This window comes from Streptomyces sp. NPDC044002 (genome assembly GCF_056434525.1).
Genome location: NZ_JBWKEZ010000101.1, coordinates 1 through 23,405, shown reverse-complemented (window position 1 = coordinate 23,405; position 23,405 = coordinate 1). Strand labels below are relative to the sequence as shown.

The 23,405-nt window shown below is 72.5% G+C and carries 25 protein-coding genes and 1 riboswitch; of the genes, 17 read left to right on the top strand and 8 right to left on the bottom strand.

The window, feature by feature from the left end; genetic code table 11:
• Window positions 1-466 precede the first annotated feature (466 nt).
• Genes AC07A6_RS39000 through AC07A6_RS38990 form a run of 3 tightly spaced genes read right to left on the bottom strand, consistent with a single transcriptional unit; the run spans window position 467 to window position 4,195 of the window.
• Window positions 467-1,093 (bottom strand): TetR/AcrR family transcriptional regulator, encoded by a 627-nt coding sequence (locus AC07A6_RS39000; RefSeq protein ID WP_362468424.1) that lies wholly within the window; start codon window positions 1,091-1,093, stop codon window positions 467-469.
• Between the two features lie 29 nt (window positions 1,094-1,122).
• Window positions 1,123-3,216, bottom strand: a complete 2,094-nt coding sequence (locus tag AC07A6_RS38995) for a YhgE/Pip family protein (RefSeq protein ID WP_478780272.1) — start codon at window positions 3,214-3,216, stop codon at window positions 1,123-1,125.
• Entirely contained in the window at window positions 3,188-4,195 is a 1,008-nt protein-coding gene (locus AC07A6_RS38990) for an ATP-binding cassette domain-containing protein (protein WP_478780271.1), read from the bottom strand. The genes AC07A6_RS38995 and AC07A6_RS38990 overlap by 29 nt, the downstream gene beginning before the upstream one ends.
• A gap of 272 nt (window positions 4,196-4,467) precedes the next feature.
• On the opposite strand from AC07A6_RS38990, the gene AC07A6_RS38985 reads away from it, so the two are divergent.
• The 5 genes from AC07A6_RS38985 to AC07A6_RS38965 all read left to right on the top strand — a co-directional run bounded on the left by AC07A6_RS38985 (window position 4,468) and on the right by AC07A6_RS38965 (window position 8,714).
• Entirely contained in the window at window positions 4,468-4,980 is a 513-nt protein-coding gene (locus AC07A6_RS38985; RefSeq protein WP_362468418.1) for an SAV_6107 family HEPN domain-containing protein, read from the top strand.
• Window positions 4,981-5,054: 74 nt separating this feature from the next.
• Window positions 5,055-5,813 carry a methyltransferase gene (locus AC07A6_RS38980; RefSeq protein WP_362468416.1) on the top strand — a complete coding sequence of 253 codons (759 nt, stop codon included), beginning with the start codon at window positions 5,055-5,057 and terminating at the stop codon, window positions 5,811-5,813.
• 309 nt (window positions 5,814-6,122) lie between these two features.
• Complete coding sequence (locus AC07A6_RS38975) at window positions 6,123-6,524, top strand: DUF3040 domain-containing protein (RefSeq protein ID WP_125816834.1); 402 nt, start codon at window positions 6,123-6,125, stop codon at window positions 6,522-6,524.
• 101 nt (window positions 6,525-6,625) lie between these two features.
• Entirely contained in the window at window positions 6,626-7,249 is a 624-nt protein-coding gene (locus AC07A6_RS38970; RefSeq protein ID WP_362468413.1) for a DUF4126 domain-containing protein, read from the top strand.
• 31 nt (window positions 7,250-7,280) lie between these two features.
• A complete protein-coding gene (locus tag AC07A6_RS38965; RefSeq protein ID WP_478780270.1) occupies window positions 7,281-8,714 on the top strand; it encodes a phytoene desaturase family protein in 1,434 nt (477 codons plus the stop codon).
• Between the two features lie 22 nt (window positions 8,715-8,736).
• Here the strand turns inward: AC07A6_RS38965 and AC07A6_RS38960 are convergent, their stop codons facing one another.
• The 5 genes from AC07A6_RS38960 to AC07A6_RS38940 form a co-directional block, all read right to left on the bottom strand.
• A complete protein-coding gene (locus AC07A6_RS38960; RefSeq protein WP_478780269.1) occupies window positions 8,737-9,645 on the bottom strand; it encodes a hypothetical protein in 909 nt (302 codons plus the stop codon).
• A gap of 51 nt (window positions 9,646-9,696) precedes the next feature.
• The gene (metF, locus tag AC07A6_RS38955; RefSeq protein ID WP_362468407.1) at window positions 9,697-10,611 is read right to left on the bottom strand and encodes a methylenetetrahydrofolate reductase [NAD(P)H]; all 915 of its coding nucleotides are present in this window, start codon (window positions 10,609-10,611) and stop codon (window positions 9,697-9,699) included.
• 87 nt (window positions 10,612-10,698) lie between these two features.
• Complete coding sequence (gene thiE / locus AC07A6_RS38950; protein ID WP_386275378.1) at window positions 10,699-11,337, bottom strand: thiamine phosphate synthase; 639 nt, start codon at window positions 11,335-11,337, stop codon at window positions 10,699-10,701.
• An 82-nt stretch (window positions 11,338-11,419) separates the two neighbouring features.
• A complete protein-coding gene (locus AC07A6_RS38945) occupies window positions 11,420-11,785 on the bottom strand; it encodes an Rv2175c family DNA-binding protein (protein WP_362468403.1) in 366 nt (121 codons plus the stop codon).
• A gap of 103 nt (window positions 11,786-11,888) precedes the next feature.
• On the bottom strand, window positions 11,889-13,109 hold the full coding sequence (locus tag AC07A6_RS38940) for an NAD(P)/FAD-dependent oxidoreductase (RefSeq protein WP_478780268.1): 1,221 nt from the start codon (window positions 13,107-13,109) through the stop codon (window positions 11,889-11,891).
• Window positions 13,110-13,223: 114 nt separating this feature from the next.
• Window positions 13,224-13,336: riboswitch (TPP riboswitch) on the top strand.
• On the opposite strand from AC07A6_RS38940, the gene thiO reads away from it, so the two are divergent.
• From thiO to AC07A6_RS38880, 12 genes are all read left to right on the top strand, one after another.
• Entirely contained in the window at window positions 13,334-14,515 is a 1,182-nt protein-coding gene (gene thiO, locus AC07A6_RS38935; protein WP_362468401.1) for a glycine oxidase ThiO, read from the top strand. (Overlaps the previous riboswitch by 3 nt.)
• A complete protein-coding gene (thiS, locus tag AC07A6_RS38930) occupies window positions 14,512-14,712 on the top strand; it encodes a sulfur carrier protein ThiS (protein ID WP_125816826.1) in 201 nt (66 codons plus the stop codon). The genes thiO and thiS overlap by 4 nt, the downstream gene beginning before the upstream one ends.
• A 4-nt stretch (window positions 14,713-14,716) precedes the next feature.
• Window positions 14,717-15,511: a thiazole synthase gene (locus tag AC07A6_RS38925; RefSeq protein ID WP_478780267.1), complete on the top strand. Its 795-nt coding sequence runs from the start codon at window positions 14,717-14,719 to the stop codon at window positions 15,509-15,511.
• Window positions 15,512-16,289: 778 nt separating this feature from the next.
• Window positions 16,290-16,517 (top strand): hypothetical protein, encoded by a 228-nt coding sequence (locus AC07A6_RS38920; RefSeq protein WP_478780266.1) that lies wholly within the window; start codon window positions 16,290-16,292, stop codon window positions 16,515-16,517.
• Window positions 16,495-17,022, top strand: coding sequence for a DUF6879 family protein (locus tag AC07A6_RS38915; RefSeq protein ID WP_478780265.1), 528 nt, complete (start codon window positions 16,495-16,497; stop codon window positions 17,020-17,022). The genes AC07A6_RS38920 and AC07A6_RS38915 overlap by 23 nt, the downstream gene beginning before the upstream one ends.
• Window positions 17,023-17,025: 3 nt before the next feature.
• Entirely contained in the window at window positions 17,026-17,874 is an 849-nt protein-coding gene (locus AC07A6_RS38910) for a helix-turn-helix domain-containing protein (protein ID WP_478780264.1), read from the top strand.
• Between the two features lie 100 nt (window positions 17,875-17,974).
• On the top strand, window positions 17,975-18,415 hold the full coding sequence (locus AC07A6_RS38905) for a glycine-rich domain-containing protein (protein ID WP_478780263.1): 441 nt from the start codon (window positions 17,975-17,977) through the stop codon (window positions 18,413-18,415).
• Between the two features lie 50 nt (window positions 18,416-18,465).
• Complete coding sequence (locus AC07A6_RS38900) at window positions 18,466-18,897, top strand: hypothetical protein (RefSeq protein ID WP_362462811.1); 432 nt, start codon at window positions 18,466-18,468, stop codon at window positions 18,895-18,897.
• Window positions 18,898-18,966: 69 nt separating this feature from the next.
• A complete protein-coding gene (locus AC07A6_RS38895) occupies window positions 18,967-19,221 on the top strand; it encodes a hypothetical protein (protein WP_478780262.1) in 255 nt (84 codons plus the stop codon).
• A 533-nt stretch (window positions 19,222-19,754) separates the two neighbouring features.
• The gene (gene pknB / locus AC07A6_RS38890) at window positions 19,755-21,665 is read left to right on the top strand and encodes a Stk1 family PASTA domain-containing Ser/Thr kinase (protein ID WP_478780261.1); all 1,911 of its coding nucleotides are present in this window, start codon (window positions 19,755-19,757) and stop codon (window positions 21,663-21,665) included.
• Between the two features lie 6 nt (window positions 21,666-21,671).
• Window positions 21,672-22,532: a deoxyribonuclease IV gene (locus AC07A6_RS38885; RefSeq protein WP_362462819.1), complete on the top strand. Its 861-nt coding sequence runs from the start codon at window positions 21,672-21,674 to the stop codon at window positions 22,530-22,532.
• A gap of 101 nt (window positions 22,533-22,633) precedes the next feature.
• Entirely contained in the window at window positions 22,634-23,257 is a 624-nt protein-coding gene (locus AC07A6_RS38880; RefSeq protein WP_478780260.1) for a DUF4396 domain-containing protein, read from the top strand.
• Window positions 23,258-23,405 lie beyond the last annotated feature (148 nt).

Genomic DNA, 23,405 nt, shown 5'->3' with positions numbered 1-23,405 from the left:
CCCACCCCCACCCCCCCCCCCCCCCCCCCCCCCCCCCCCCCCCCCCCCCCCCACCCCCCCCCCCCCCCCCCCTCCCCCCCCCCCGGGCCTGGGGCGGAGCCCCTGGGGGTACCTCCCAGCGGTAGCTGGGGGAGGAACGGTGGAAGGGCGGGTAGGGGACCAGCCCCGCGCAGCGGCCACGCACCCGCGCGGGAGCGACCGGCGTCGGCCAAGGGAAAACGCCGGTGCGGCATGGGCTCGTTCCCCCCGAGCCCGCCGCACCGGCGTTCCGTTTCCCCGTGCAGGGACCCGGTCCGCTCCGCGGCCCCGTGTCCGCGGTGCGGGCCGAGCGGCCCTGTCCATGGCTTCCAGTCTGCTGTCTTCGCAGGTCGGAGCCCATCCGTACGCGTACTCATCTGTACGTCTAGGTACGGATACTCAGTTCTACGCCGCCGACCGGTGTCAGCGGCACCGCCGACCGGGGGTGTCAGCGGCTTCCGCTCACCCGTCCCCGCAGCAGCAGCGACAGCGCCGAGTGGACGTCGTCCAGGGACCGCTCCCGCTGGAAGGCCTGCCAGTCCAGTGCCGCCACCAGCACCATCCCGACCAGCGCGGCCGCCGTCAGCGGCACGTCGATCTCGGAGCTGAGCTCCCCGCGCTCCACGCCCTCCCGCAGCACCGACTCGACGACCGCCACCGCCTCGCCCCGCACCACCATCAGGGTGGACTGCCAGGCCCGGTTGGTGCGCCAGAGTTCGGCGACGTACAGCTGGGTGAAGGCCGGGTACCGGTCGATGAAGACCAGGCCCGCGCGGATCATCCCGTCGAGGGCCTCGATCCGGCTGCCGCCGCGCGCCTCGGTCTCGTCCGCGGCGGCCCGCAGCGAGGCGGTCAGCAGACCGACCCCGTGCCGCAGCAGCTCCTCGAAGAGCTCGGTCTTGCTGGCGAAGTTGTAGTACACGGTGCCCTTGGCCACGCCCGCCCGTTCGGCGATCTCGTCGACCGTGGTCGCGGAGAAGCCCTGTTCGGCGATGAGGGTGACGGCCGCCTCGTACAGCTTCTGCCGCGTGGCCTGCCGCCGGGCGCCGCCGGCGGTGGTGCTGCTGCTTTCCATGGCGCTGATTCTCACAGGTCAACAGCCCCTTACAGGCTCAGTTCGGGGTGCAGCCGGTCCATCGTCCACACCTGCTTGCCGCGGGCGGCGAGCGCGGTGAGGGCCAGGGCCCCGGCCGTGAAGGCCGCCAGGACGGCGCAGCCCTGCCACACCGGGGTGAGGTCGCCGCCGGTGATCAGGCGGCGCAGGCTCTCGACGATGTACGACATCGGCAGGTAGGGGTGGATGTCGTTGAAGAAGTCCGGGCTCGTCTGGACGGGGTAGGTACCGCCGGCCGAGGTCAGCTGGAGCATCAGGACGGCGAGGACCAGGATGCGGCCGGCCGCGCCGAACTTGGCGTTCAGCCACTGGATGATCGCCGCGAAGCAGGCGGTGACCAGCACCAGGAAGCCGATGGTCAGGGCCGGGTTGGCCATCTTCAGGCCCAGGCCCGGCGCCCAGTGCAGTACGGACATCAGCGCGCCCACCTGCGCGGCACCGAGGCCGACCACGGGCAGCCAGCCCGCGAGGGCGATCCGCCAGGGCGAGGCGCCGGCGGCCAGCGCCCGCTTGTTCATGGGGGCGATCAGCATGTAGGCGACCATCGCGCCGACCCAGAGGGAGAGCGGGATGAAGTACGGGGCGAAGCCGGTGCCGTAGTTGGGCGCCTTGTGCAGGGCCTGGTTGGCGAGCTGCACCGGGTCGGCCATGACCTGCGTACGGGCGTCGCGCTGCTGCTGGTCGTAGTCCGGGATCTTGCCGACGCCGTCGTGGAGGCCGCCGGCGAGCTGCCCGCTGCCGTCGACGAGCTTGAACAGGCCGCCGCCCAGCTGCTGCGCGCCGTCGCCGAGCTTGCCGACGCCCTCGCCCAGCTTCCCGGAGCCGCCGGCGGCGGTGCCGATGCCCTTGTGCAGCTCGACCACGCCGGCGGCGACCTTGTGGGCTCCGTCGTTGAGGGCGTTGGCCTGGGTGACGGCCGCGTCGAGGTCCCCGGCCAGGGCGGGGGCCTTGACGGCGAGTTCGCGGGCCTTGTTCTCCAGGTCGGTCAGCTGGCCCTTGAGCTTGGTGACGTCGCCCTTGGAGTTGCCGAGGACGGTGTTCACGTCGCCCGTCAGCAGGGCGGCCTGGGCCGCGTCGTCCTTGATCTTCTTCTGCAGGTCGCAGAAGCCGGCGGGCAGCTGGGGGTCGGGCTTGACGCAGTACCGGGTGTAGTTGGAGTCGGCGAGGCCCGAGACCTGCTTGGTGATCGCGGCGGCGGCCGGGGCCTTCTCGACGGCCTTGTCGAGGTGGCTGTTGACCACCTTGGCGGTGTCGGCGACCAGCTTGGCGGTGTCCGCCAGGTTCTTGGGGTCCTTGACGAAGGGGCGGGCCTTGTCGGCGGCGCCGTTGACCACGTCGGCGACCTTCTGGGTGCCTTCCGCGACCTGCCGGGAGCCGGTCTCCAGCTTGGCGGCGCCCTCGTTGAGCTTCTTCAGGCCCCCGGTGAGCTCGCCGGTCTTCTCCTTGGCGGTGTCGAGGCCGTCGGCGAGGTCCTTCGCGCCCTGCTGGGCCTTGCCGGCGCCGTCCTTGAGCTTGTCGGCGCCGTCGGCGGCCTCGGCGGTCTTGTCGTGCAGGTCGGAGAAGGAGACGAAGATCTTGTCGAGGAACTTGCGGGAGGCCTTGGTGGAGGCGGCCGAGCGGACCTCGGAGAAGACGGTGCGCGAGATCGAGCCGACGATGTAGTTGTTGGCGTCGTTCGTGTGGACCTGGAGGGCCCCGGTGGTGGGGTCGGCGCCGCCGCTGGAGGCGATCTTCTCGCTGAAGTCGGCGGGCATGGTCAGGGAGAGGAAGTACGTCCCGTCCTCCAGGCCCTTGGCCGCCTCCTCCGCGCTGACCTCGCGCCAGTCGAAGGTCTTGCGCTCGCGCAGGTTCCGGGTGATCTCGCCGCCGACGTCGAGGTGCTCGCCGCCCACGTCGGCGCCCTTGTCGGCGTTGACGAGGGCGACGGGCACCTTGTCGAGGCGGCTGTAGGGGTCCCAGAACGACCAGAGGTACAGGGCCCCGTACAGCAGGGGCAGCAGGAGCAGCGCGACGAGGGCGGCCCGGGGCAGCTTCCCCCGCCCGAACCGCTTCAGCTCAAGCGCGGCCAGTTTCGGCGAGCGCATCGTCCGCCCCCTTCTCGTCTTCGTCGTTGTCGGTGCCGGTGCGGGTGGCCGGCTCGGCGGCGGGCTCGGCGGCGGGTTCGTCGCGCCGGGGCTTCGCCGGCTCGGCCTCCGGCCCGGGCTTCTCCGGCTCGGGCCGCGCGGGGGCGGGGGCGGGGGCGGCGGGGTCCGTGTCGTTGCCCGGGGGCAGGCCCCAGGTGATCTTCGGGCCGCCGGTGCCCGCGGCGGCGGGCCGCGCGGGCGCTGTCTTCCCCGTGTGCCTGCCGGTCCGCGGCTGTGCGGGGGCGGCCGCGCCGGTGCGCAGTACCGTCACGCCCTCCGGGGCCTCGCTGCACACCGCGAGGACGGTCGTCCCGCGGTCGGCGACCGAGCGGAGCAGGGCCCAGGCCTCGGCGCGTTCGGCGTCCGAGAGCTTGAGGTCGAGGTCGTCGAGGGCCAGCAGCCGGGGGCCGCCCAGCAGGGCGATGGCCACGGACAGCCGTACGGCCTCCAGACGTTCCAGGTCGCGCACGGAGGTCCGCTCCCCCTTGGGCAGGGTGGCGGGGTTCAGTCCGACGGCGGCCAGGGCCTCGTCGATCCGGGTCCGGGCGGTGGCACGGCGGTCGCCGCGCGGGCGCAGCAGGGTCCGCAGCGGGGCGTCGTAGCGCCGCTGGAGCATGGCTCCCTCGCGGAGCTGCTCGGCGACGGTGAGGGACTGGTCGAGGTCGTTGACCCCGGGGACCGGGCCGAGGGCTGTGATCCGGCGGACCGCGGCCATCTTCTTCGGGAGCTGGTGGCGGCCGATCTCGGCGTGGCCCTCGGTGGCCTTCATCCGCCCGGTGAGGGCGAGGAGCAGGCAGGTCCGGCCGCTGCCGGAGGGGCCTTCGAGGGCGATGAGCGATCCGGGGGCCGCGTCGATCCCCACGTCGCGGAACACCCAGCCGCGCGGGCCCTTGAGTCCGAAGCCCTCGGCCTTGACGGCGGCGCCGTGCGGGCTGTCCACGCCCCTCCCCCTCCTTTTGAACTGACCGGTCAGTTCAAAAACTAGCAGGTTCGGGAGCGGAGGGCGTGCGCGAGGGGCCCTTTGGCGGGATCCCGACGGGGACGGGGAGGAGGCCGGAGACGGGACCCCACGGCGCGCGGATACGGCCGGCCAGCCACATACACGGGGAAACCCGCAGGTCAGCGCGATTGTCAGTGGGGGCCGTCACGATGGACCCACGAACAGAGACACCGGCAGCACGCCGAGCACCACGCAACGACAGGAGGTTCGTCATGGCCACACCGTCCCCGTCCCCTGTCCACCCCGTACCCCGCAGGGCGTCCGCACCGTCCCCCACGGCTCCGCCGTGGGGAGACCCCGCCGCCGCCCTCGACCTGCTCGCCAAGGCCCGCAGCGGCCTGGCCGAGGCGGCCCTGCTGCCCCGGCCCAACGAGCGGTACGCCACGGCCCACCTGGCGGCGCTGCGCACCGCCGCGGCCGTGCTCGCCGCGCGCGGGCGGCCCGAACCGGTGAACCCCCGGCGGCGGCCCCGGATCCGCAGCGCGTGGGAGGTCCTCCCGGAGACGGCGCCGGAGCTGACCGAGTGGAGCGCGCTGTTCGCCTCGGGTGCGGCCCGACGGGCCCGGGCCGAGGCGGGGATACCCGACGCGGCGAGCGGCCGGGACGCGGACGACCTCGTACGGGAGGCGGGGACGTTCCTGCGGCTGGTGGAGCGGATGCTCGCCCTGCAGCCCGAGGCGCAACCCCTGCCGCAGCCTCGCCCGGAGCGTCCGGACGCCGGATGAGCTGGCAGGTCGGCTGAGGCAATAGGGTGGGGCACGCACCGCCCCACCCCTTTCGCGCCGAGGAGCCATCAGCCGTGTCGGACACTTCCCGCCCCCGCGCCTCCCTCCGCACCGCCGTGGTGTGGGAGGTCCTCAAGGAGGCCCTCGACCGCCGGGTGAAGGCGACCGGGCGGGAGACGCTGGAGGTCCTGGACACCGGCGGCGGCACCGGCAAGTTCGCCGTGCCGGTGGCCCGGCTGGGCCACCGCGTGACCGTGGTCGACCCCAGCCCGAACGCCCTGTTCGGGCTGGAGCGCCGGGTCGCCGAGGAGGGTGTCGCCGACCTGGTGCGCGGCGTCCAGGGCGACGCGCAGGGCCTGCTGGACGTCGTCGAGCGGGACGCGTACGACGTGGTGATCTGCCACGGCGTGCTGGAGTACGTGGACGACCCGGCCGAGGGCGTGGCCAACGCCGTCGCCGCCCTGCGCCCCGGCGGCATCCTCAGCCTGCTCGGCGCCGGCGTCGGCGGGGCCGTGCTGGCGCGGGCGCTCGCCGGGCACTTCACCGAGGCCCGTACCGCCCTCACCGACCCGGCCGGGCGCTGGGGCTCCGGCGACCCGGTGCCGCGCCGCTTCACCGCCGAGCAGCTGAGCGCGCTGGTCGGGGACGCCGGCCTGGAGGTCGGCGCGGTCCACGGCGTACGCGTCTTCGCCGACCTGGTCCCCGGGGTCCTCGTCGACACCGAGCCGGGCGCGGTGGACGCGCTGCTGCGTCTGGAGGAGGCCGCCGCCGAGCTGCCCGCCTTCCACGCGGTGGCCACGCAGCTGCACGTCCTGGGCGAGAAGCCCGCCTGATCTGCGGGCTTGCTCGGACGGGCTTCCGGCGGATCCCCTACCTTCCGGCGCGCCGACCCGTATGATCGGGTGCACCGGTCGGCATGGCGGACTGCTCATTGGGGAATAAGCGCCTCAATGACCGCCTTGGCGCCGGTACGTTCGAAGCACCCGTTCGTTCGGCACCGGGTCCGGCTCGCTGGATTTGCCTGGCACGGTGGTTTGCAGAATGTGGCGTAGAGGGCGGGTATCACGGGGGCGATTCCCCGCCTATCCTGAAGGGGACCCCTGGTCGCTACCCCCCGCGACCGACGGATGAGGAGGACTCCCGTGCCGCTCTCGGAGCACGAGCAGCGAATGCTCGAGCAGATGGAGCGAGCGCTGTACGCCGAAGACCCCAAGTTCGCGACAGCGCTTGAGGGCAGTGGACTGCGCACGTACACCCGACGACGGGTCTACCAGGCAGTCGTAGGCATTGTGGTGGGTATCGCGCTCCTCATGACTGGTGTGATCTGGCAGGAAGTGCTCTGGATCAGCGTGGTGGGATTCCTCGTCATGCTGGCCTGTACGGTCCTCGTGGTCACCGGTTGGCGCAAGGCACCCAAGCCCGGCGAGCAGCCCGTCTCCGGAAGTGCCGGCGGTTCGGCCCGTGGCCGCAGCCGGCAGCGTCGGTCGATGATGACCCGGATCGAGGAACGGTGGCAGCGCCGCCGTGACGAACAGGGGCAGTAGCCCCGCACACATACCGTCGGTGAGGGGACGGCCGCGCGACCGCGGCCGTCCCCTCACCGTTTCCGCCCGCCCGATCGCCCGCGCTGCGGCATGCTGATCAGATGAGTGTCCTCCCCCTGGTCTTCACCAGCGGCTGGGCCAGCGGGATCAACGCCTACGCCGTGGTCCTGCTGCTCGGCGTCTTCGGCGCGACCGGCCTGTCCGACGACGTCCCCGCCTCGCTCCAGCGCACCGACGTCCTGATCGCCGCGGCCGTGCTGTTCCTGTGCGAGGCCGTGGCGGACAAGATCCCGTACGTGGACTCCCTGTGGGACACCGTCCACACCGTGATCCGGCCCGTGGCGGGAGCGGTGATCGGCGCCCTCCTGGCCGGGCAGAGCGGCTCGCTCTCCGACCTCGCCGCCGGGGCGGTCGGCGGTTCCACCGCCCTGGCCAGCCATTTCGTCAAGGCCGGCACCCGGATGGCGGTCAACACCTCCCCGGAGCCGTTCAGCAACATCGTGCTCAGCACCGCCGAGGACCTCGGCGTGGGCGGCATCGTCACCTTCGCCATGTTCAACCCGCAGGCGGCCGCCGTCATCGCGGCCGTACTGCTGCTCATCGGCCTGGCCCTGATCGTCTTCCTCTGGAGCCGGATCCGGCGCTTCCGCCGACGGCGGGCCCAGCGCCGCGAGGAGAAACGCCTCGCGGCCGCCCGGACGGCCGGCGGGGCACCGCCCGGCTGAGCGGAAGAACCCGCTCGATAGGCTCAGCGCCATGGCAAGAATTGCGGTGATCGGCGCCGGCATGGGCGCGATGGCGACGGCGGCCCGGCTGGCCGTGGCGGGCCACCAGGTGACGGTGTACGAGCGCGGGGACACGTACGGGGGCGCCGTCGGCCGGTACGAGCGCGACGGCTTCGCCTTCGACACCGGGCCCGGGCTGCTGCACCTGCCCGCCGTCTACCGCGACCTGTTCGTGAAGACCGGCAAGCGGCCGCTGGAGGAGTGCGTCGACATGGTCCAGCTGGACCCCGCGGTCCGGCACGTCCTGGACGGCGCCGCCGTCACCCTCCCGGGCTCCTCCCGGGGCGGGGTGGCCACCGCCCTCGACGAGGCCTTCGGCGCGGGCGCGGGCGAACGCTGGAACGCCCTGCTGGGCCGGGCCCGCGACACCTGGGACGCCACCCGCCGCCCCCTGCTGGAGGAGCCCCTGCGCACCGACTGGCAGGTGCTGGGCCGCGACCCGTACCCGGCGCTGCGCGGCAGCGGGCTGCTGCGCCGCCGTCCGCCCACGCTCGCCGAGGTCGCCCGGCGCGAGCTCGGCGGCGGCCTCGGCGAACTGCTGGCCGGCCGGGTCCTGGCGTACGGGCTGGACCCCGACTCCGCCCCCGCCGCCGCGGCCGCGCTGCCCTACATGGAGCAGACCTTCGGCAGCTGGTACGTCCGCGGCGGCATGCGCGAGCTGGCCACCGCCGTGTACGAGCGCTGCCGGGAACGGAAGGTGGAGTTCGTCTTCGGCGCCGGCGTCCGCTCGGTACTGACCCGCGACGGCAGGGCGGCCGGGGTACGGCTGGCCGACGGCACCGAGGCCGCCGCCGACCAGGTCGTCTGCGGCATCGACCCGAGGCAGCTGCCGGGCGCCTCCGTGCCCCGGCCGCGCGGCGGCGTACCGGCCCGGGGCGCGGAGGCGCCCGGGCGGCTGACCCTGCTGCTGGCCCTGAGCGGCGCCCGCCCGGCGGACGCCGTCCACCGCACGCTGGTGCACTCCCCCGGCACCGCCGGTGTCCGGCTGGTCACGGTGCTGCGCCCGGACGACCCCGCCACCCGGCCCGACGCGGACCACGAGGCGGTCACCGTGAGCGCCGTCTGCGGCCCCGCGGGCGGTGCCCCGGTCCCGGACCCGGAGAAGCTGCTGGACCTCGCCGCACGGGCCGTCCCCGGGCTGCGCGAGCGGCTGCTGTGGCAGGAGGTGCGCACCCCGGAGGACGTGGAGGCGGCCACGGGTGCGTGCGGCGGCTCGGTGCCGGCGCCCGCGCTGCCCGGTGACGGCGGCCGGATGCTGTACCCGGCGAACACGACGGCGCTGCCCGGGCTGTACCTCGCGGGCGGCTGGGCGCATCCCGGCGGCGGGCTGGCGCACGCCGGGATGACGGGGGCCCTGGTGGCCGGGCTGATCGTGGAGGGGGCGGAGTTCCGGGGCTCGCAGTGAGCCCCGGCCCGCCGGGCCCCCGTCAGTGGCGGTACTGGCCGCCGTACTCCCCGTTGCCGCCGCCGTTGCCCGGGTACGGGTACGGGTACTCCTGCGGCTGCTGCGGGTCCTGCCCCGGGTAGGGCTGCTGGGGGGCGGCGTCGGTGGCGCGCTGCTGCGGGACCCAGACACCGCCGGGCGGGGTGTCCATGGAGTACTGCTGCTGGGCCGGGTCGGTGTAGGGCGGGTAGGCCGCGCCGTCGTAGGGCGGGGCCGGGGAGACCTCGCCGCCGGTGCCGATGTACGGGTCCGAGTAGGCGGCGTAGACCTGCTGCTCGCCCCCGGGGTAGTAGCCGCCCTGTCCCTGCTGCTGGTCGTAGTAGGCCGCGTACTGGTGGGCGTCCTGCTCGGCCGTGGTGAACGGCGAGGCGAAGGGGGCGTCGGCGCCGGGCTGCTGGGGCTGGTGCGGCTGCTGGGGCTGCTGGGGGGCGAAGCTCTGTATCCCGTAGGAGCCGGTCTCCTCGGGCACCGGCTGCGGGGTGAACACCGGGTCCTGGGCGCCGGTGTCCCCGTCGGGGCCCTTGCCCTGGTCGGCGTACTCCAGCCCGGTGACCTCCAGCGCGGGCTCCGGGGCCGGTGCGCCCCCGGAGCGGCGGCGTCTGCTCTGTGCCTGTACCTCGCCCGGTGCGGGCTGCCCGCCGCGGCGCAGTGCCCAGCCGGCCACGAAGCCCTTGCGGAAGGACAGCGTGACGAGGGTCTGGCCGACGGCGAACGCGGTCGCACCCACGGCGATCACGAGCACCGACGGCAATATCACCCCGGCCACCACCCCGACGAAGCCGGTGAAGGCGAGCAGGCGCCAGCGCAGCCGGGCCTTGTACTGCATCAGGACCTCGGCAAGCAGCCACAACGCGACGATGCCGAACGCGATGTAGAGGACCGTCATTCCCATGCAAGGCCCCTCTCGGTACGGCCGCCCGCGCGGGAAGGTGGAGACGGCCGGTCAGGCCCGCTGGTGCAGGCCCAGGTTCTCGTAGATTTCGAGGGTCGCCGTGGAATTGTTCAGCGTGATGAAGTGCAGTCCCGGAACACCCTCGGACAGCAGCCTCGCGCAGAACTCCGTGGCGAACTCGATGCCAATGGAGCGTACAGCGGCCGGATCGTCCTTGACGGCGAGCATGCGCTCTTTGACCGCGTCGGGGAAGACCGCGGTGCTCAGTTGCGGCAGCCGGTCGAGCTGCTTGATGCCCACAACAGGCATGACCTCGGGGATGATCGGGGTTTCGCAGCCCGCCTTGGCGACGCTGTCGCGAAGCCTCAGATAATTCTCGGGATCGAAGAACATCTGGGTGATGGCGTAGTCCGCGCCGGCGCGGCACTTGTCCACGAAGTGCCGGATGTCCGTGTCCCAGTCCTCCGAGCGCGGGTGCATCTCGGGGAAGGCGGCGACGCCGACGCAGAAGTCGCCGGACTCCTTGAGCAGGCGCACGAGGTCGGCCGCGTAGTCGACGCCCTCGGGGTGCTTGACCCAGGGGCCCATGGGGTCGCCCGGCGGGTCGCCGCGCAGCGCGAGCATGTTGCGGATGCCCGCGTCGGCGAACTGGCCGATGACGTGGCGCAGCTCGGCGACGGAGTGGTCCACCGCGGTCAGGTGCGCGACGGGCGTCAGGGTGGTGTCGGAGGCGATCTGCTGGGTGGCGCGGACGGTGCCGCCCCGGGTGGAACCGCCGGCGCCGTACGTGACGGAGACGAAGCTCGGGGAGACCGCCTCGATCCGGCGGAGGGCGTTCCAGAGGTTGCGCTCGCCCTTCTCGGTCTTGGGAGCCCAGAACTCGAAGGAGTACGAGGCTCCGGACGCGATGAGGTCGCGGACCGTGTGTGCACGGTCCGACCAGGTGGAAGCGGTACCAAGGGCCATACGGGCAGGTTAGACGCGCCCCGGCGGACACCGAAGCGCTGTCCACAAGATGGACAGATTTTTGGACACCCCGCGCGGCCGGCCCCGTCAGCCGAGGCGGGCGCGGACCCTCTTGGCGAGCTCGGCGGCGGCCGCACCGGGGTCGGAGGCCTCGGTGATGGCCCGGACGACCACGACACGGGTGGCGCCGGCGTCCAGGACCTCGTCCAGATTGCCGCCGTCGATGCCGCCGATGGCGAACCACGGGCGGTCCTGGGCGAGGGAGGCCGTGTACCGGACCAGGTCGAGGCCGGGGGCGTGGCGGCCGGGCTTGGTGGGGGTGGGCCAGCAGGGCCCGGTGCAGAAGTAGTCCACGCCGGGCTCGGCGACGGCGGCGTCCACCTCGGACTCTGCGTGGCAGGAGCGGCCGATCAGGACCCGGTCGCCGAGGATCGCACGGGCGGCGGGGACGGGGATGTCGCCCTGGCCGAGGTGCAGGACGTCGGAGCCGATGGCGTGCGCGACGTCGGCGCGGTCGTTGACGGCGAGGAGCTTGCCGTGGCGGCGGGCGGCCTCGGCGAAGACCTGGAGGTGTTCGAGCTCCTCGCCCGCCTCCATGCCCTTGTCGCGGAGCTGGACGATGTCGACGCCGCCGGCCAGGACGGCGTCCAGGAACTCGGGGAGGTCGCCCTGCCGCTTGCGTGCGTCCGTGCACAGGTAGAGCCGGGCGTCGGACAGCTGCTGCATGGGAGTACCCCTCGGGTGGTGATGGTGCGGTGTGCGGGCGGGCCGAGGTTACCCGGCCCGCCCGCATCCGTGGATCAGCCGCTCAGAGGGCGAGCGCCTGGGCGCGGCGCTTCACCTCCGTACCGCGGTTCTCCCGCAGCGCCTGCACGGGGGTGCCGGGCAGGGAGGCGTCCTCGGTGAAGAGCCACTCCAGCATCTCCTCGTCGGAGAAGCGGTCGTCGCGCAGTACGGTCAGCAGTCCGACGAGGCCCTTGACGACCTTGTCGCCGTCGATGAACTGCGCCGGAACCTGCAGGGCGCGGTTCTCGCCGCGCCGTACGGCGATCAGCTGCCCTTCCTTGACCATCTGGCGGACCCTGGTCACCTCGATGTCGAGCATCTCCGCGATGTCGGGGAGGTACAGCCAGGAGGGGACAAGGGCGTCGATCTTTGCGTCAATCTCGGTCACGGGCACAAGCCTGCCACTTCGGACGGGCCGCCGGTACCCGACCCCGTCCGTCCGGGGCCGGGCCCGGGGCCGGACGGGCCGGGACGGCGGCCCCGGGAGGGGGTCAGGCCGACGCGGACTTCAGCGGAACGGCCGGGTCCGCGACCTTGGCGGGGTCCACGGGCGCACCGGTCTCGATCAGCTTGCGGCCCTGCGCGAGGTCCCGGGGGCGCCCCACGGCCAGTACGGCGGCCAGCGCGCCCCCGCGCAGCCAGCACACCGACCAGGTGGCGTCGGCCGGGTCGCCGCGCCACAGCAGGGTGTCGGCCCCGCCGTGGTGGCCCGCGTACTGGACGAAGCGCCCGAACTGCTCGGACCAGAAGTACGGCACCGGGTCGTAGACCTGGACCGGCTCCCCGGCCAGGACGTTCGCCGCGACGGCCCGGGGGCCCTGGAGGGCGTTGTCCCAGTGGTGGACCAGCAGCCGCGCCCCGTAGCGGGCCGACGGGAAGGAGGAGCAGTCGCCGACCGCGTACACGCCGGGCAGCGAGGTGCGCAGGTACGCGTCCGCGGTGACGGAGCCGTCGGCGCCGAGCTCGACCCCGCTCCCGGCGAGCCAGTCGGTGGCGGGCCGGGCGCCGATGCCGACGACGACGGCCCCGGCGGGCAGCTCGCGGCCGTCCGCCAGCAGGACCCGGCCCTCCGTGATCCCGGCGACCTTCGCGCCGGTGAGCAGGGTGGCGCCGGCCTCGGCGTACCAGCGGGCCATCGGCTCGGCGACCTCCGCGGGCAGGGCCCCCGCCAGCACCCGGTCCGCCGCCTCGACCACCGTGACGGCGCAGCCCGCCTCCCGGGCCGCGGTGGCGAACTCGGCGCCGATCCAGCCGGCCCCGACGACGACCGCCTCGGGGGCGGCGGCCAGCACCGGGCGCAGCCGGGCGGCGTCGTCGAGGGTGCGCAGCAGGTGGACGCCGGGGACCCCCTCGGTGCCGGGCAGGGTCAGCGGCACGGCACCGGTGGCCAGCACGAGCACCTCGTACGGGACCGGCCCGGCCTCGGTGTCGACCTCGCGGGCACCGGCCCGGAGCCCGGTGACCTCGACGCCGAGGCGGAGGTCGATGCGCAGGCCCTCGAAGTCCACCTCGAACGCGGAGTCCTCGGCCTTGCCGAGGAGCACCGCCTTGGAGAGCGGGGGCCGGTCGTAGGGCTGGTGGGGTTCGGCGCCCAGCAGGGTCACGGGGCCGCCGTAGCCCTGTTCCCGCAGGGCCACGGCGGTCTGCACGCCGGCCATGCCGGCGCCCACGATCACGACGCCGGGGTTCGTCTGTTCCGTCTGCTCACTCACGCGGCCCACCCTATTGAACTGACGGGCCGTCAGGAACAGGGGCCGGGGAGATCGTCCGGCCGGCAGCGGGGAGGCAGCCTTACCCGACCCCGGCGTCGGGGTTAACCTGGCCACCGTACCTATCGCGGGAGTCCGGGCGCACCGGGCTGAGAGGGAGGCTGGCCGGCCTCCGACCGTACGAACCTGATCCGGGTCATGCCGGCGAAGGGAGGGGCTGGACGCCCATGCACTCATCTCGGAACGGATCCGGCAAGGGATCCGACGTCCTCGTCATCGGGGGCGGCATCATCGGCCTGGTCACGGCCTGGCGGGCGGCCCGGCACGGACTGCGCACCGCACTCGCCGACCCCGACCCCGGAGGCGGCGCCGCCCGGGTCGCCGCCGGCATGCTGGCCGCCGTCACCGAACTGCACTACGGCGAGGAGACCCTGCTCGGCCTCAACGTCGCCTCCGCCGCCCGCTACCCCGCCTTCGCCGCCGAGCTCACCGAAGCCAGCGGCGGCATCGACCTCGGCTACCGCGCCTGCGGCACCCTCGCCGTCGCCCTCGACGCCGACGACCGCCTCCACCTGCGGGAACTCCACGCCCTCCAGCGCCGCTGCGGCCTGGAGTCCGAATGGCTCACCGGCCGCGAATGCCGCCGCCTGGAGCCGATGCTCGCCCCCGGTGTACGCGGCGGGCTGCGCGTCGACGGCGACCACCAGGTCGACCCCCGCCGCCTCGCCACCGCCCTGCTCGCCGCCTGCGAGCGGGCGGGCGTGGTGATCCACCGGGCGCGCGCCGAGCGGCTGCTCGTCACCGCCGACCGGGCCGCCGGAGCCCTCCTCGACGACGGCACCGAGCTCCGCGCCGACCAGGTGGTACTCGCCGCCGGCTCGCTCAGCGGCCGGCTGGCCGGCGTACCCGCCGAGGCGCTGCCACCCGTACGGCCGGTCAAGGGGCAGGTGCTGCGGCTGGCCGTACCCCCCGCCTACGCACCCTTCCTGTCCCGGACGGTACGCGCCGTCGTACGCGGCAGCCACGTCTACCTGGTGCCCCGCGAGAACGGCGAGCTCGTCGTCGGGGCCACCAGCGAGGAACTCGGCTGGGACACCACCGTCACCGCCGGCGGGGTCTACGAGCTGCTGCGCGACGCCCACGAGCTGGTACCCGGCATCACCGAACTCCCCCTCGTCGAGACCCGGGCCGGCCTGCGCCCCGGCTCCCCCGACAACGCGCCGCTGCTCGGCCCCACCGACCTCCCCGGCCTGCACCTGGCCACCGGGCACTACCGCAACGGCGTACTGCTGACCCCGCTCACCGGGGACGTGATGGCGGAGCTGCTGACCACCGGCACCGTGCCGGAGATCGCCCGCCCCTTCACCCCGCGCCGCTTCTCCACCTCGCGTCAGGAGTCCTACGCATGACCATCTCCGTCAACGGCGAGCCGCGCGAGATCGCGGCCGGCACCACCCTCGACGCGGTGGTCGCCACCCTCACCACGGCCCCCTCCGGAGTGGCCGCCGCCCTCAACGAGACCGTCGTACCGCGCGGGCAGTGGCCCGCCACGCCGGTCGACGAAGGCGACCGGATCGAGATCCTCACCGCGGTCCAGGGAGGCTGAACAGATGGCTGACGACGTCTTCACCCTGGGCGGCCGGACCTTCACCTCCCGGCTGATCATGGGCACCGGCGGTGCCCCCAGCCTGGACATCCTCGAACGCGCCCTGATCGCCTCCGGCACCGAACTGACCACGGTCGCCATGCGCCGCCTGGACCCCACCGTGCAGGGGTCCGTCCTGTCGGTCCTGTCCAAGCTGGACATCGCCGTGCTCCCCAACACCGCCGGCTGCTTCACCGCCGGCGAGGCCGTCCTCACGGCCCGGCTGGCCCGGGAGGCACTGGGCACCGACTGGATCAAGCTGGAGGTCGTCGCGGACGAGCGCACCCTGCTCCCCGACGGCGTCGAGCTGCTGGACGCCGCCGAGGTCCTGGTCGACGAGGGCTTCACGGTCCTCCCGTACACCAACGACGACCCCGTCCTCGCCCGCAAGCTGGAGGACGTCGGCTGCGCGGCGATCATGCCGCTGGGCTCCCCGATCGGCTCGGGCATGGGCATCCGCAACCCGCACAACTTCGAGCTGATCACCGAGCGCGCCGGAGTCCCCGTGATCCTCGACGCGGGCGCCGGAACGGCCTCGGACGTCGCCCTGGCCATGGAACTGGGCTGCGCGGCGGTCATGCTCGCCTCGGCGGTCACCCGCGCACAGCAGCCGGCCCTGATGGCGGCGGCCATGCGCGACGCCGTCTCGGCGGGCCGCCTGGCCCACCGCGCGGGCCGCATCCCCCAACGCCGCTTCGCCGAAGCTTCGTCCCCGGTGGAAGGCCGGGCGGCCCTGGACCCGGAACGCCCGGCGTTCTGACGGGTGGGGGGCGGGTGCGGGTGCGGGCGCGGGCGTACGCACTTTGCGGCGCGGGCCCGCTATCTCCCCCTCGACCCCCTGGGGTCGGGCGGTGGTTGCCCACCCGCCTCCCTGTCTGCGGGCCGGGGGGGCGGGGGGCGGGATCCCCTCGCCCCGTCTCAGAGCAGGTTGGGGGCTTCCCGTCAGTCCCATCGTCCTTCCGTGTCGTGCCGGCCTGTCAAGGGCGCTCCTTCGTCGCGTCACTTCGTGATCGCCTTCGGCGACCCTTGACAGACCGACCCGCCCCGGAAAGCCGAAAGACTGCCGGGAAACCCCCAAAGAAACGGCACGGTCCAACGTTGGAGGGACGGGTCCGTCAGCGATGAGCGAGGGGCCGGGCGTCGGCCGGCCGGGCATCCGGGCCCGTCCAGTCCCGATTCCGGGCCAGGGGTGCGGCTACCCGCACGAGAGGTTGATCAGAGCCCCCTGCGGAGCCTTCAGGCGCAGCAGATCGCTACGCGCTCCTCCCGGCTTGGCGTCCGACGACCGTCTGGGGCTGATACCCGCACCAGAGGACGACCAGAACAGCCCAGGAAGCCGGCAGGCGCGTCAGATCGCTACACGCTTTCCCGTCTCGGCGGCTGGCGGCCCGTCTTGGCCTGGTGCGAATGGGGCGAGCGGCCACTCGCAGGGTGAGGACGCGTTCGGCGCGCAAGTTCATGCAAGTTCAGTGCATCCGATGGCGTCTGCGGCGCAAGCTTTCCCACAGCGATCGTCAGCCCCGAGCGAGGAGGACAGCATGGCTCTGCGCAAGCTTGGCAAGGACCCTGAGAGCAAGGACGGCGGCTCGCCCACGATCTACCTCGACGACGCCACGGACATGTACCTGGTACAGGGGTTCAAGGTGACGGACGCGGAGCGTCGGCAACTGATGGACATCCCGGATCACGAAGACGTCATCGAGCTGCCGCGACGCATGGTGCAGTACTTCATGGAGGTTAAGGGTGCCGACGGTCCCGTCGTTTGAGGAGCTCCTGGCTTCGACCGAGCACAGCGCGATCCATCTGGAGATGCGAGACGGCTACATGGAGTCCGACCCCAGCTTCGTCGCCTGGCAGCAGGGCTTCCGCGACTTGCCCGAGGACAACGATCCCGAGATCCGCCCTTGGCTCAAGTGGGTTCGCAAGGCCACGAACAGGGGCGTCCTGATCCGACGCGCCCGCGTGTTCTCCGTTCCGGAATCGCGCTACCTCCATTTCGAACACCACGTCTCGGACGCCAACGTCAAGGCGGGAGAACAGATCAGGTGGCTGCCTCGCCGCAACGCAACCGACATCGCCTTCCCGGGAAATGACTTCTGGGTGTTCGACAACAGGACTGTCCTCGTCCTGCACTTCGACGGGAACGGAGAGCCCGCTCCGGGCGAGTGGTTGGAGATGACAGAGGATCCGATGGTCCTCAAGCTCTGCACCAGCGCGTTCGAAGCCGTCTGGGACCGGGCGACGCCGCACTCGGAGTACCAGCCCACCTAGCCTGTGAACACGTCACCTTCATCGGCAGTTCAAGACGCCCGTGCTGCTCTCGGCAGACGGCTGCGAGCCATTCGCAAGCCGACCGGCCTGACAGCACGGGCATTGGCCGCGCGGGCCGGCTGGAGTGAGTCCAAGGCATCTCGCATGGAGAACGGCAAGACGCCTCCCACCGACCGGGATCTGCTCACCTACGTCACCATCTGCGGAGTCCCGGAGGAGTACGAAGACCTGCGTGCCACTGCCCACGGCATCGACGAGATGTACGTGGAATGGAAACGCTTGCAGAGCTCAGGTCTCAAGCACGGCCAAGAGGCCCATGTCCCTCTGTACGCCCGCACGAGCCGCTTCCGCATCTACGAGCCCGGCGTGATCCCGGGTCTCCTTCAGACGGCCGGCTACGCGACCGCGATCATGAGCCGCATTGTCGTGTTCAGGCAGATCCCGGACGATGTCGAAGCAGCAGTCCGGGTGCGCATGCGGCGCCAGTGCTACCTCCACGACACCCACCGGCGCTTTGGAATCGTGCTGGAGGAATCCGCGCTCCGCTCCCGCTTCGGCGACCCCTCGGTGATGGCAGCGCAGCTTGGACACCTGCTTCAGGTAGCTGCATTGCCGAACGTCAGCCTCGGTGTGATCCCCATGACCGCCGAAAGAGTCATGTGGCCCGTCGAAGGATTCTGGATCTACGACGACACCCAAGTGATCATCGAACTGGCGACCGCCCAGGTCACCGTGAAGCAGCCCAGCGAGATCGAGACGTACGCCCGCATGTTCGCCGAGCTGGCCAAACTGGCTTGCCACGGGCAGTCGGCGCGCGCCCTGATCGCGGAAGCCATCGCCGCGCTCGGGTGACTCCGCGCAAGCCCGTGCAAGTTCGTTGAGCCCGCTCTGACCTTGTTCTTACCGTCGTCAGCAGCAGTCCCCTTGAGCACCGAGCGAGAGGAAGTCTGAAATGACGACGATGCTGGGACCCTCCGTCGCCTTACGGCGCGGACGCGACCTCGTGAGTCCGGAGCTGTTCGAGCGACTCGCTGCGTTCTGCGCCGACGAGTACGGATACGAGCGCTCCACGGCCGACCACGTGATGGACCAGGCCATCGCGTTCGTGTACGTCCTCGGCAGTGAGAAGGCGTATGACCTCGCTCCGAGCCAGCAGGTCGACCCGGGCTGGCACACCTTCATGCTCCACACCCAGGAATACGCCGACTGGTGCCAGGCCCAGTTCGGCTTCTTCGTGCACCACGCCCCGAACTCCAAGGTCCGCACCCGGCCCCTGATGGTGTCCGCTGCGGACCGGATCAAGGCGGCCGGGTTCGCGGTGGACACGAAGCTGTGGGGCACGGCTGCCGAGTGCAACCAGTCCGCGTGCTGCGGCGACGGCCCCTGCTGCTGAACGGCAACGGTCCGGGCGTGGACAAGGCGCCCGGACCGTGCGTTCCACTGATGAGCAGGAATGACGTGGGCCTGACCGGACGAGGCCGGGTGACCGTGTTCGCGATGTTCGGCGTCGTCTTCGGCTACGCCACTCACCACCTTGACCAACGGCGCATCGGCGACGTGGCCGTGGTCGGCCCCCTGACCCCCGGGGTCGAGTGGGGCCGGCTCTGGCAGATGGCCCGCACCTGCGGCCGCCCGACGGCCACGGACCACGAGCTGGCCCAATGGATCCTCACGCAGGCCACCCGCTCGTTCGTCTGCGGAAGCGACCGCATCGCCCACTTCCAGGAACAGGACTGGAAACTGCAACCCGGCGGGAAGCGGGTCAGCTTCGATGCAACGTACGCCAACCGAGACCACCTGTGGACCGGAGTCCTCACCGTCGAAGGCCTCACCCCCGACCAGACAGCCGAAAGGCCGACCATCTACCACGCCTAGGCCGCTACCTCGGCTGCGCTGACAGCCCGGTCAGCCGAGATGACGGCGTGCGCCTTTGGAGAGGACCCGATGAGTGATCAGTACGAGTACATCCCCCACAGCCTCCTCAGCCGCCGTGTCCGCGACCTCGCGTCCGGTACTGAAGGGGTGCTGATGGCCGTCATCAACGAGAACGTCTCCGATACCGGTATCGAGCGCTGGGTGGAGCTGGCCTACATCCGGGGCGCCTCAGGCCGCGAATTCACCACCGCCGCCACCAACGTCGAACCCGCCCCAGACCAGCCCAGGACGGTCACCAGCCGCCGAGACCAGAGAAGCGCGTAGCGATCCGTCGCGCCAGTCGGCTCCCCCGGGCGCTCTGATCGACCTCTCGTGCCGGTAGTCGCGCCTCTGGCCCGGGATCGCGGATGTGGGGCCCGGATGCCCGGCCGGCCGAGCCCCGGCCCCTCGTCTCGTCGCTGAGGGAGCCGCTCCTCGCCTTTCTGCCCCGTGACCGTTCTTTTGGGGGTTTCCCGGCAGTCTTTCGGCTTTCCGGGGCGGGTCGGTCTGTCAAGGGTGGAGCGAAGCGACATCGCGAAGCGACGCGACCGAAGGGAGCGCCCTTGACAGGCCGGCACGACACGGAAGGACGATGGGACTGACGGGAAGCCCCCAACCCGCTCTGATCCGGTCCAAGGGGATCCCGTCCCCCGGCCACCCACCCTCACCCAAGGGGGCGGGTGGGCAGCCGCCGCCCCGCCCCCACCCCCTCGAGGGGGAGATAGCGGGCCCGTACCGCGAGCCCCCGCATGTCACGGCTGCGCTGCAAGCGTGGACGCCCCGGCCGGGGGTGGCGGGGGTCCTCGTAGAATCGCCGGGTGGATACGACCCTGGATGACCCCCTCGTCGGGCGCGTGCTCGACGGCCGCTACCGCGTCGACGCCCGTATCGCGGCCGGCGGAATGGCGACGGTCTACCGGGCCGTCGACACCCGGCTCGACCGGGTGCTCGCGCTGAAGATCATGCACCCGGACCTGGCCGCCGACGCCGCCTTCGTGGACCGTTTCATCCGCGAGGCGAAGTCCGTGGCCCGCCTGGCGCACCCGAACGTCGTGGCCGTCTTCGACCAGGGCACGGACGGGCCGTACACCTACCTCGCGATGGAGTACGTCTCCGGCTGCACCCTGCGCGACGTCCTGCGCGAGCGCGGTGCGCTCCAGCCGCGGGCCGCCCTGGACATCCTGGAGCCGGTCCTCGCCGCCCTCGGTACCGCCCACCGGGCCGGTTTCGTGCACCGGGACATGAAGCCCGAGAACGTCCTGATCGGCGACGACGGCAGCGTCAAGGTCGCCGACTTCGGCCTCGTCCGCTCCGTGGACTCGGCCACCAACACCACCGGCTCCGTCCTCGGCACCGTCTCCTACCTCGCGCCCGAGCAGATCGAGGACGGGATCACCGACACCCGCGTGGACGTCTACGCCTGCGGTGTCGTCCTGTACGAGATGCTCACCGGTTCCAAGCCGCACACCGGCGGCACCCCCGCCCAGGTGCTGTACCAGCACCTCAACGAGGACGTTCCGCCCCCGTCGGCCGCCGTCCCCGGCCTGCCCGCCGCGCTCGACGGGCTGGTCGCGCACGCCGCCGCGCGCAGCCCCGAGCTGCGCCCGTACGACGCCGCCGCCCTGCTCGGCCTGACCCGGGAGGCCCGGGAGCGGCTGAGCGAGGCCGAGCTGGACGCCGTACCGCCGCAGGCGCGGGCGCAGGAGCGGTCCGCCGCCGAGGACCGCACCAGCGTGATCCCGCGGCCGGTGGGGCAGAGCCAGCCCGTGCACCACACCTCCCGGCTGGAGCGCCCGCCGGCCCCCGAGCCGCAGCCGCCGGCGCCGGCTGCGGGACGGGCGCCGCGGCGCGGCGTGTTCCTCGTCATCGCCGCCGTCCTGCTCGTCCTCGGCATCGGCGGCGGTGTCTGGTACATCAACTCCGGCCAGTTCACCAAGGTCCCCAACCTCCTCGGCAAGACGGAGGCCCAGGCCCGCGACGAGCTGTCGGCCGCCGGCCTGGGCGTCAAGAAGGTCGACCGGAAGTTCAGCGAGGCCTTCGATCGCGGGACGGTCATGGAGACCAGCCCCGGCGGCGGCAAGCAGATCCGCGGCAACGGCGCGGTCGTCCTCACCGTCTCGCGGGGTCCCGAGGTCGTCAGCGTGCCCGACCTGAAGGGCAGGCCGCTGGAGGAGGCGAAGGAGGAGCTGACGAAGGCGGGGCTGGCGCCCGGCATCGTCACGCAGGCCTTCAGCCAGGACGTCGCCCAGGGCTCGGTGATCAGCACCGACCCGGCGGGCGGCCAGAAGCGGGCGCCCGACTCGGCGGTCGCGCTCCTGGTCAGCAAGGGACGCCCCGTGCAGGTCCCGAGCGTGACGGGCAAGTCCGCGGACCAGGCCCGGGCCGCGCTGGAGGCGCTCGGCCTGAAGGCCGAGACGGCCCCCGAGCAGGTGAACTCCCCCTCGCCGGCCGGTACGGTCGCCAACCAGTCGGCCGCCGCCGGCACCCAGGCCGCCGCGGGCGACACGGTCACGCTGACCCTGTCGAAGGGCCCCCGCCAGGTGCAGGTCCCGAACGTCGCCGGCCAGGACGTGGAGGTGGCCCGCAAGACGCTGGAAGCCCTGGGCTTCAAGGTCAAGGTGGACCGCCCCTTCCTCTCCTTCAGCAACACCGTGGACACCCAGTCGGTGCCCGCCGGCCAGAGCGCGCCCGAGGGCAGCACGATCACCGTCAAGACCAAGGGACTCTGAGCTCCAGTGACACGCAATCCCGTGGGCGGGCACGTGCCCGTCGCCGGCGGGCTGGCCTCGGTCGGCCTCACCTACGCCCGTGAGATGGGCGCGGAGGCCGTGCAGGTCTTCGTCGCCAACCCGCGCGGCTGGGCCACCCCGACCGGCAATCCGGCGCAGGACGAGCTGTTCCGCGCCCAGTGCGCCGAGGAGTCGATCCCGGCGTACGTGCACGCCCCGTACTTGATCAACTTCGGCTCGCACACCGAGGCGACCGTCGAGAAGTCCGTGGAGTCCCTGCGCCACTCGCTGCGGCGGGGCCGGGAGATCGGCGCCCTCGGGGTGGTCGTGCACACCGGCTCGGCCACCGGGGGCCGCCCGCGCGAGGCGGCGTACGCGCAGGTCAGGGAGCACATGCTGCCGCTGCTGGACGAGCTGACGCACGACGACGACCCCTTCCTGCTGCTGGAGTCCACGGCGGGGCAGGGCTCCTCGCTGTGCTCGCGCACCTGGGACTTCGGCCCGTACTTCGAGGCGCTCGACCACCACCCGAAGCTCGGCATCTGCCTGGACACGTGCCACATCTTCGCGGCCGGGCACGACCTCGCCGAGCCGGGCGGCACCAAGCAGACGCTGGACCTGCTGGTGGAGACGGTGGGCGCGGGCCGGCTGAAGCTGATCCACGCCAACGACTCCAAGGAGGGCGTCGGCGCCCACAAGGACCGCCACGCCAACATCGGGCAGGGCCACATCGGCCGGGAGGCGTTCGCGGAGCTGTTCTCGCACCCGGAGATGGACGGCGTACCGCTGATCATCGAGACGCCGGGCGGCAAGGAGGGGCACGCGGCCGACGTGGCGCTGCTGAAGGAGCTCCGCGACCTCCACTGACCCCTTGAAGATCTCTTGAGGAATACCCCAGGGGGGTATACGGTTCTGTCATACCGGCGGGACCGCTACCAGGCGTTCCCCTCAGGCTTTCGGGGGTTGTCATGGAGCACGAGCACCAGCACCACGAGCACCACGAGCACGGAAACCACGCACACCACCAGCACCACAGCAGCGGATCCGAACACCAGGGCCACGAGGGCCACGAGGGCCACAGCGAACACCAGGGCCACGACGCCCACGTCGGCCACGACACCCACAGCGCCCACGCCGGCCACACCCCCGGCGGCAAGGTCAGCTGGGGCATGGCGGCCCGGGCGACCCTGCACTGCCTCACCGGCTGCGCCATCGGCGAGGTGCTCGGCATGATCATCGGCACCGCGCTGGGCTGGGGGAACGTCGCGACGATGATCCTGGCGATCATCCTCGCCTTCTTCTTCGGCTACGCGCTCACCCTGCGCGGGATCCTCGCCGCCGGCGTGGACCTCCGCTCGGCCATTCGGGTGGCGCTGGCCGCGGACACCCTGTCGATCGCGGTCATGGAGCTGGTCGACAACGGGGTGATCGCCCTGTGGCCCGGCGCGATGGACGCCCACCTGTCGGACCCGCTGTTCTGGACGGTGCTGGCGATCGCGCTCGTCGTCGCCTTCGTACTGACCACCCCGGTCAACAAGTGGATGATCGGCCGCGGCAAGGGCCACGCCGTCGTCCACCAGTACCACCACTGAAGCGCGATACCACCAGGGGGTACCCGCCCGGGGGGGGGGGGGGGGGGGGGGGGGGGGGGGGGGGGGGGTGTTGTGGTGGGGGGGGGGGGGGGTCCCCTTCTAGGGCGGCGGACGGGTTTTGTGTGGGATTCCTTCCACGACACCCACA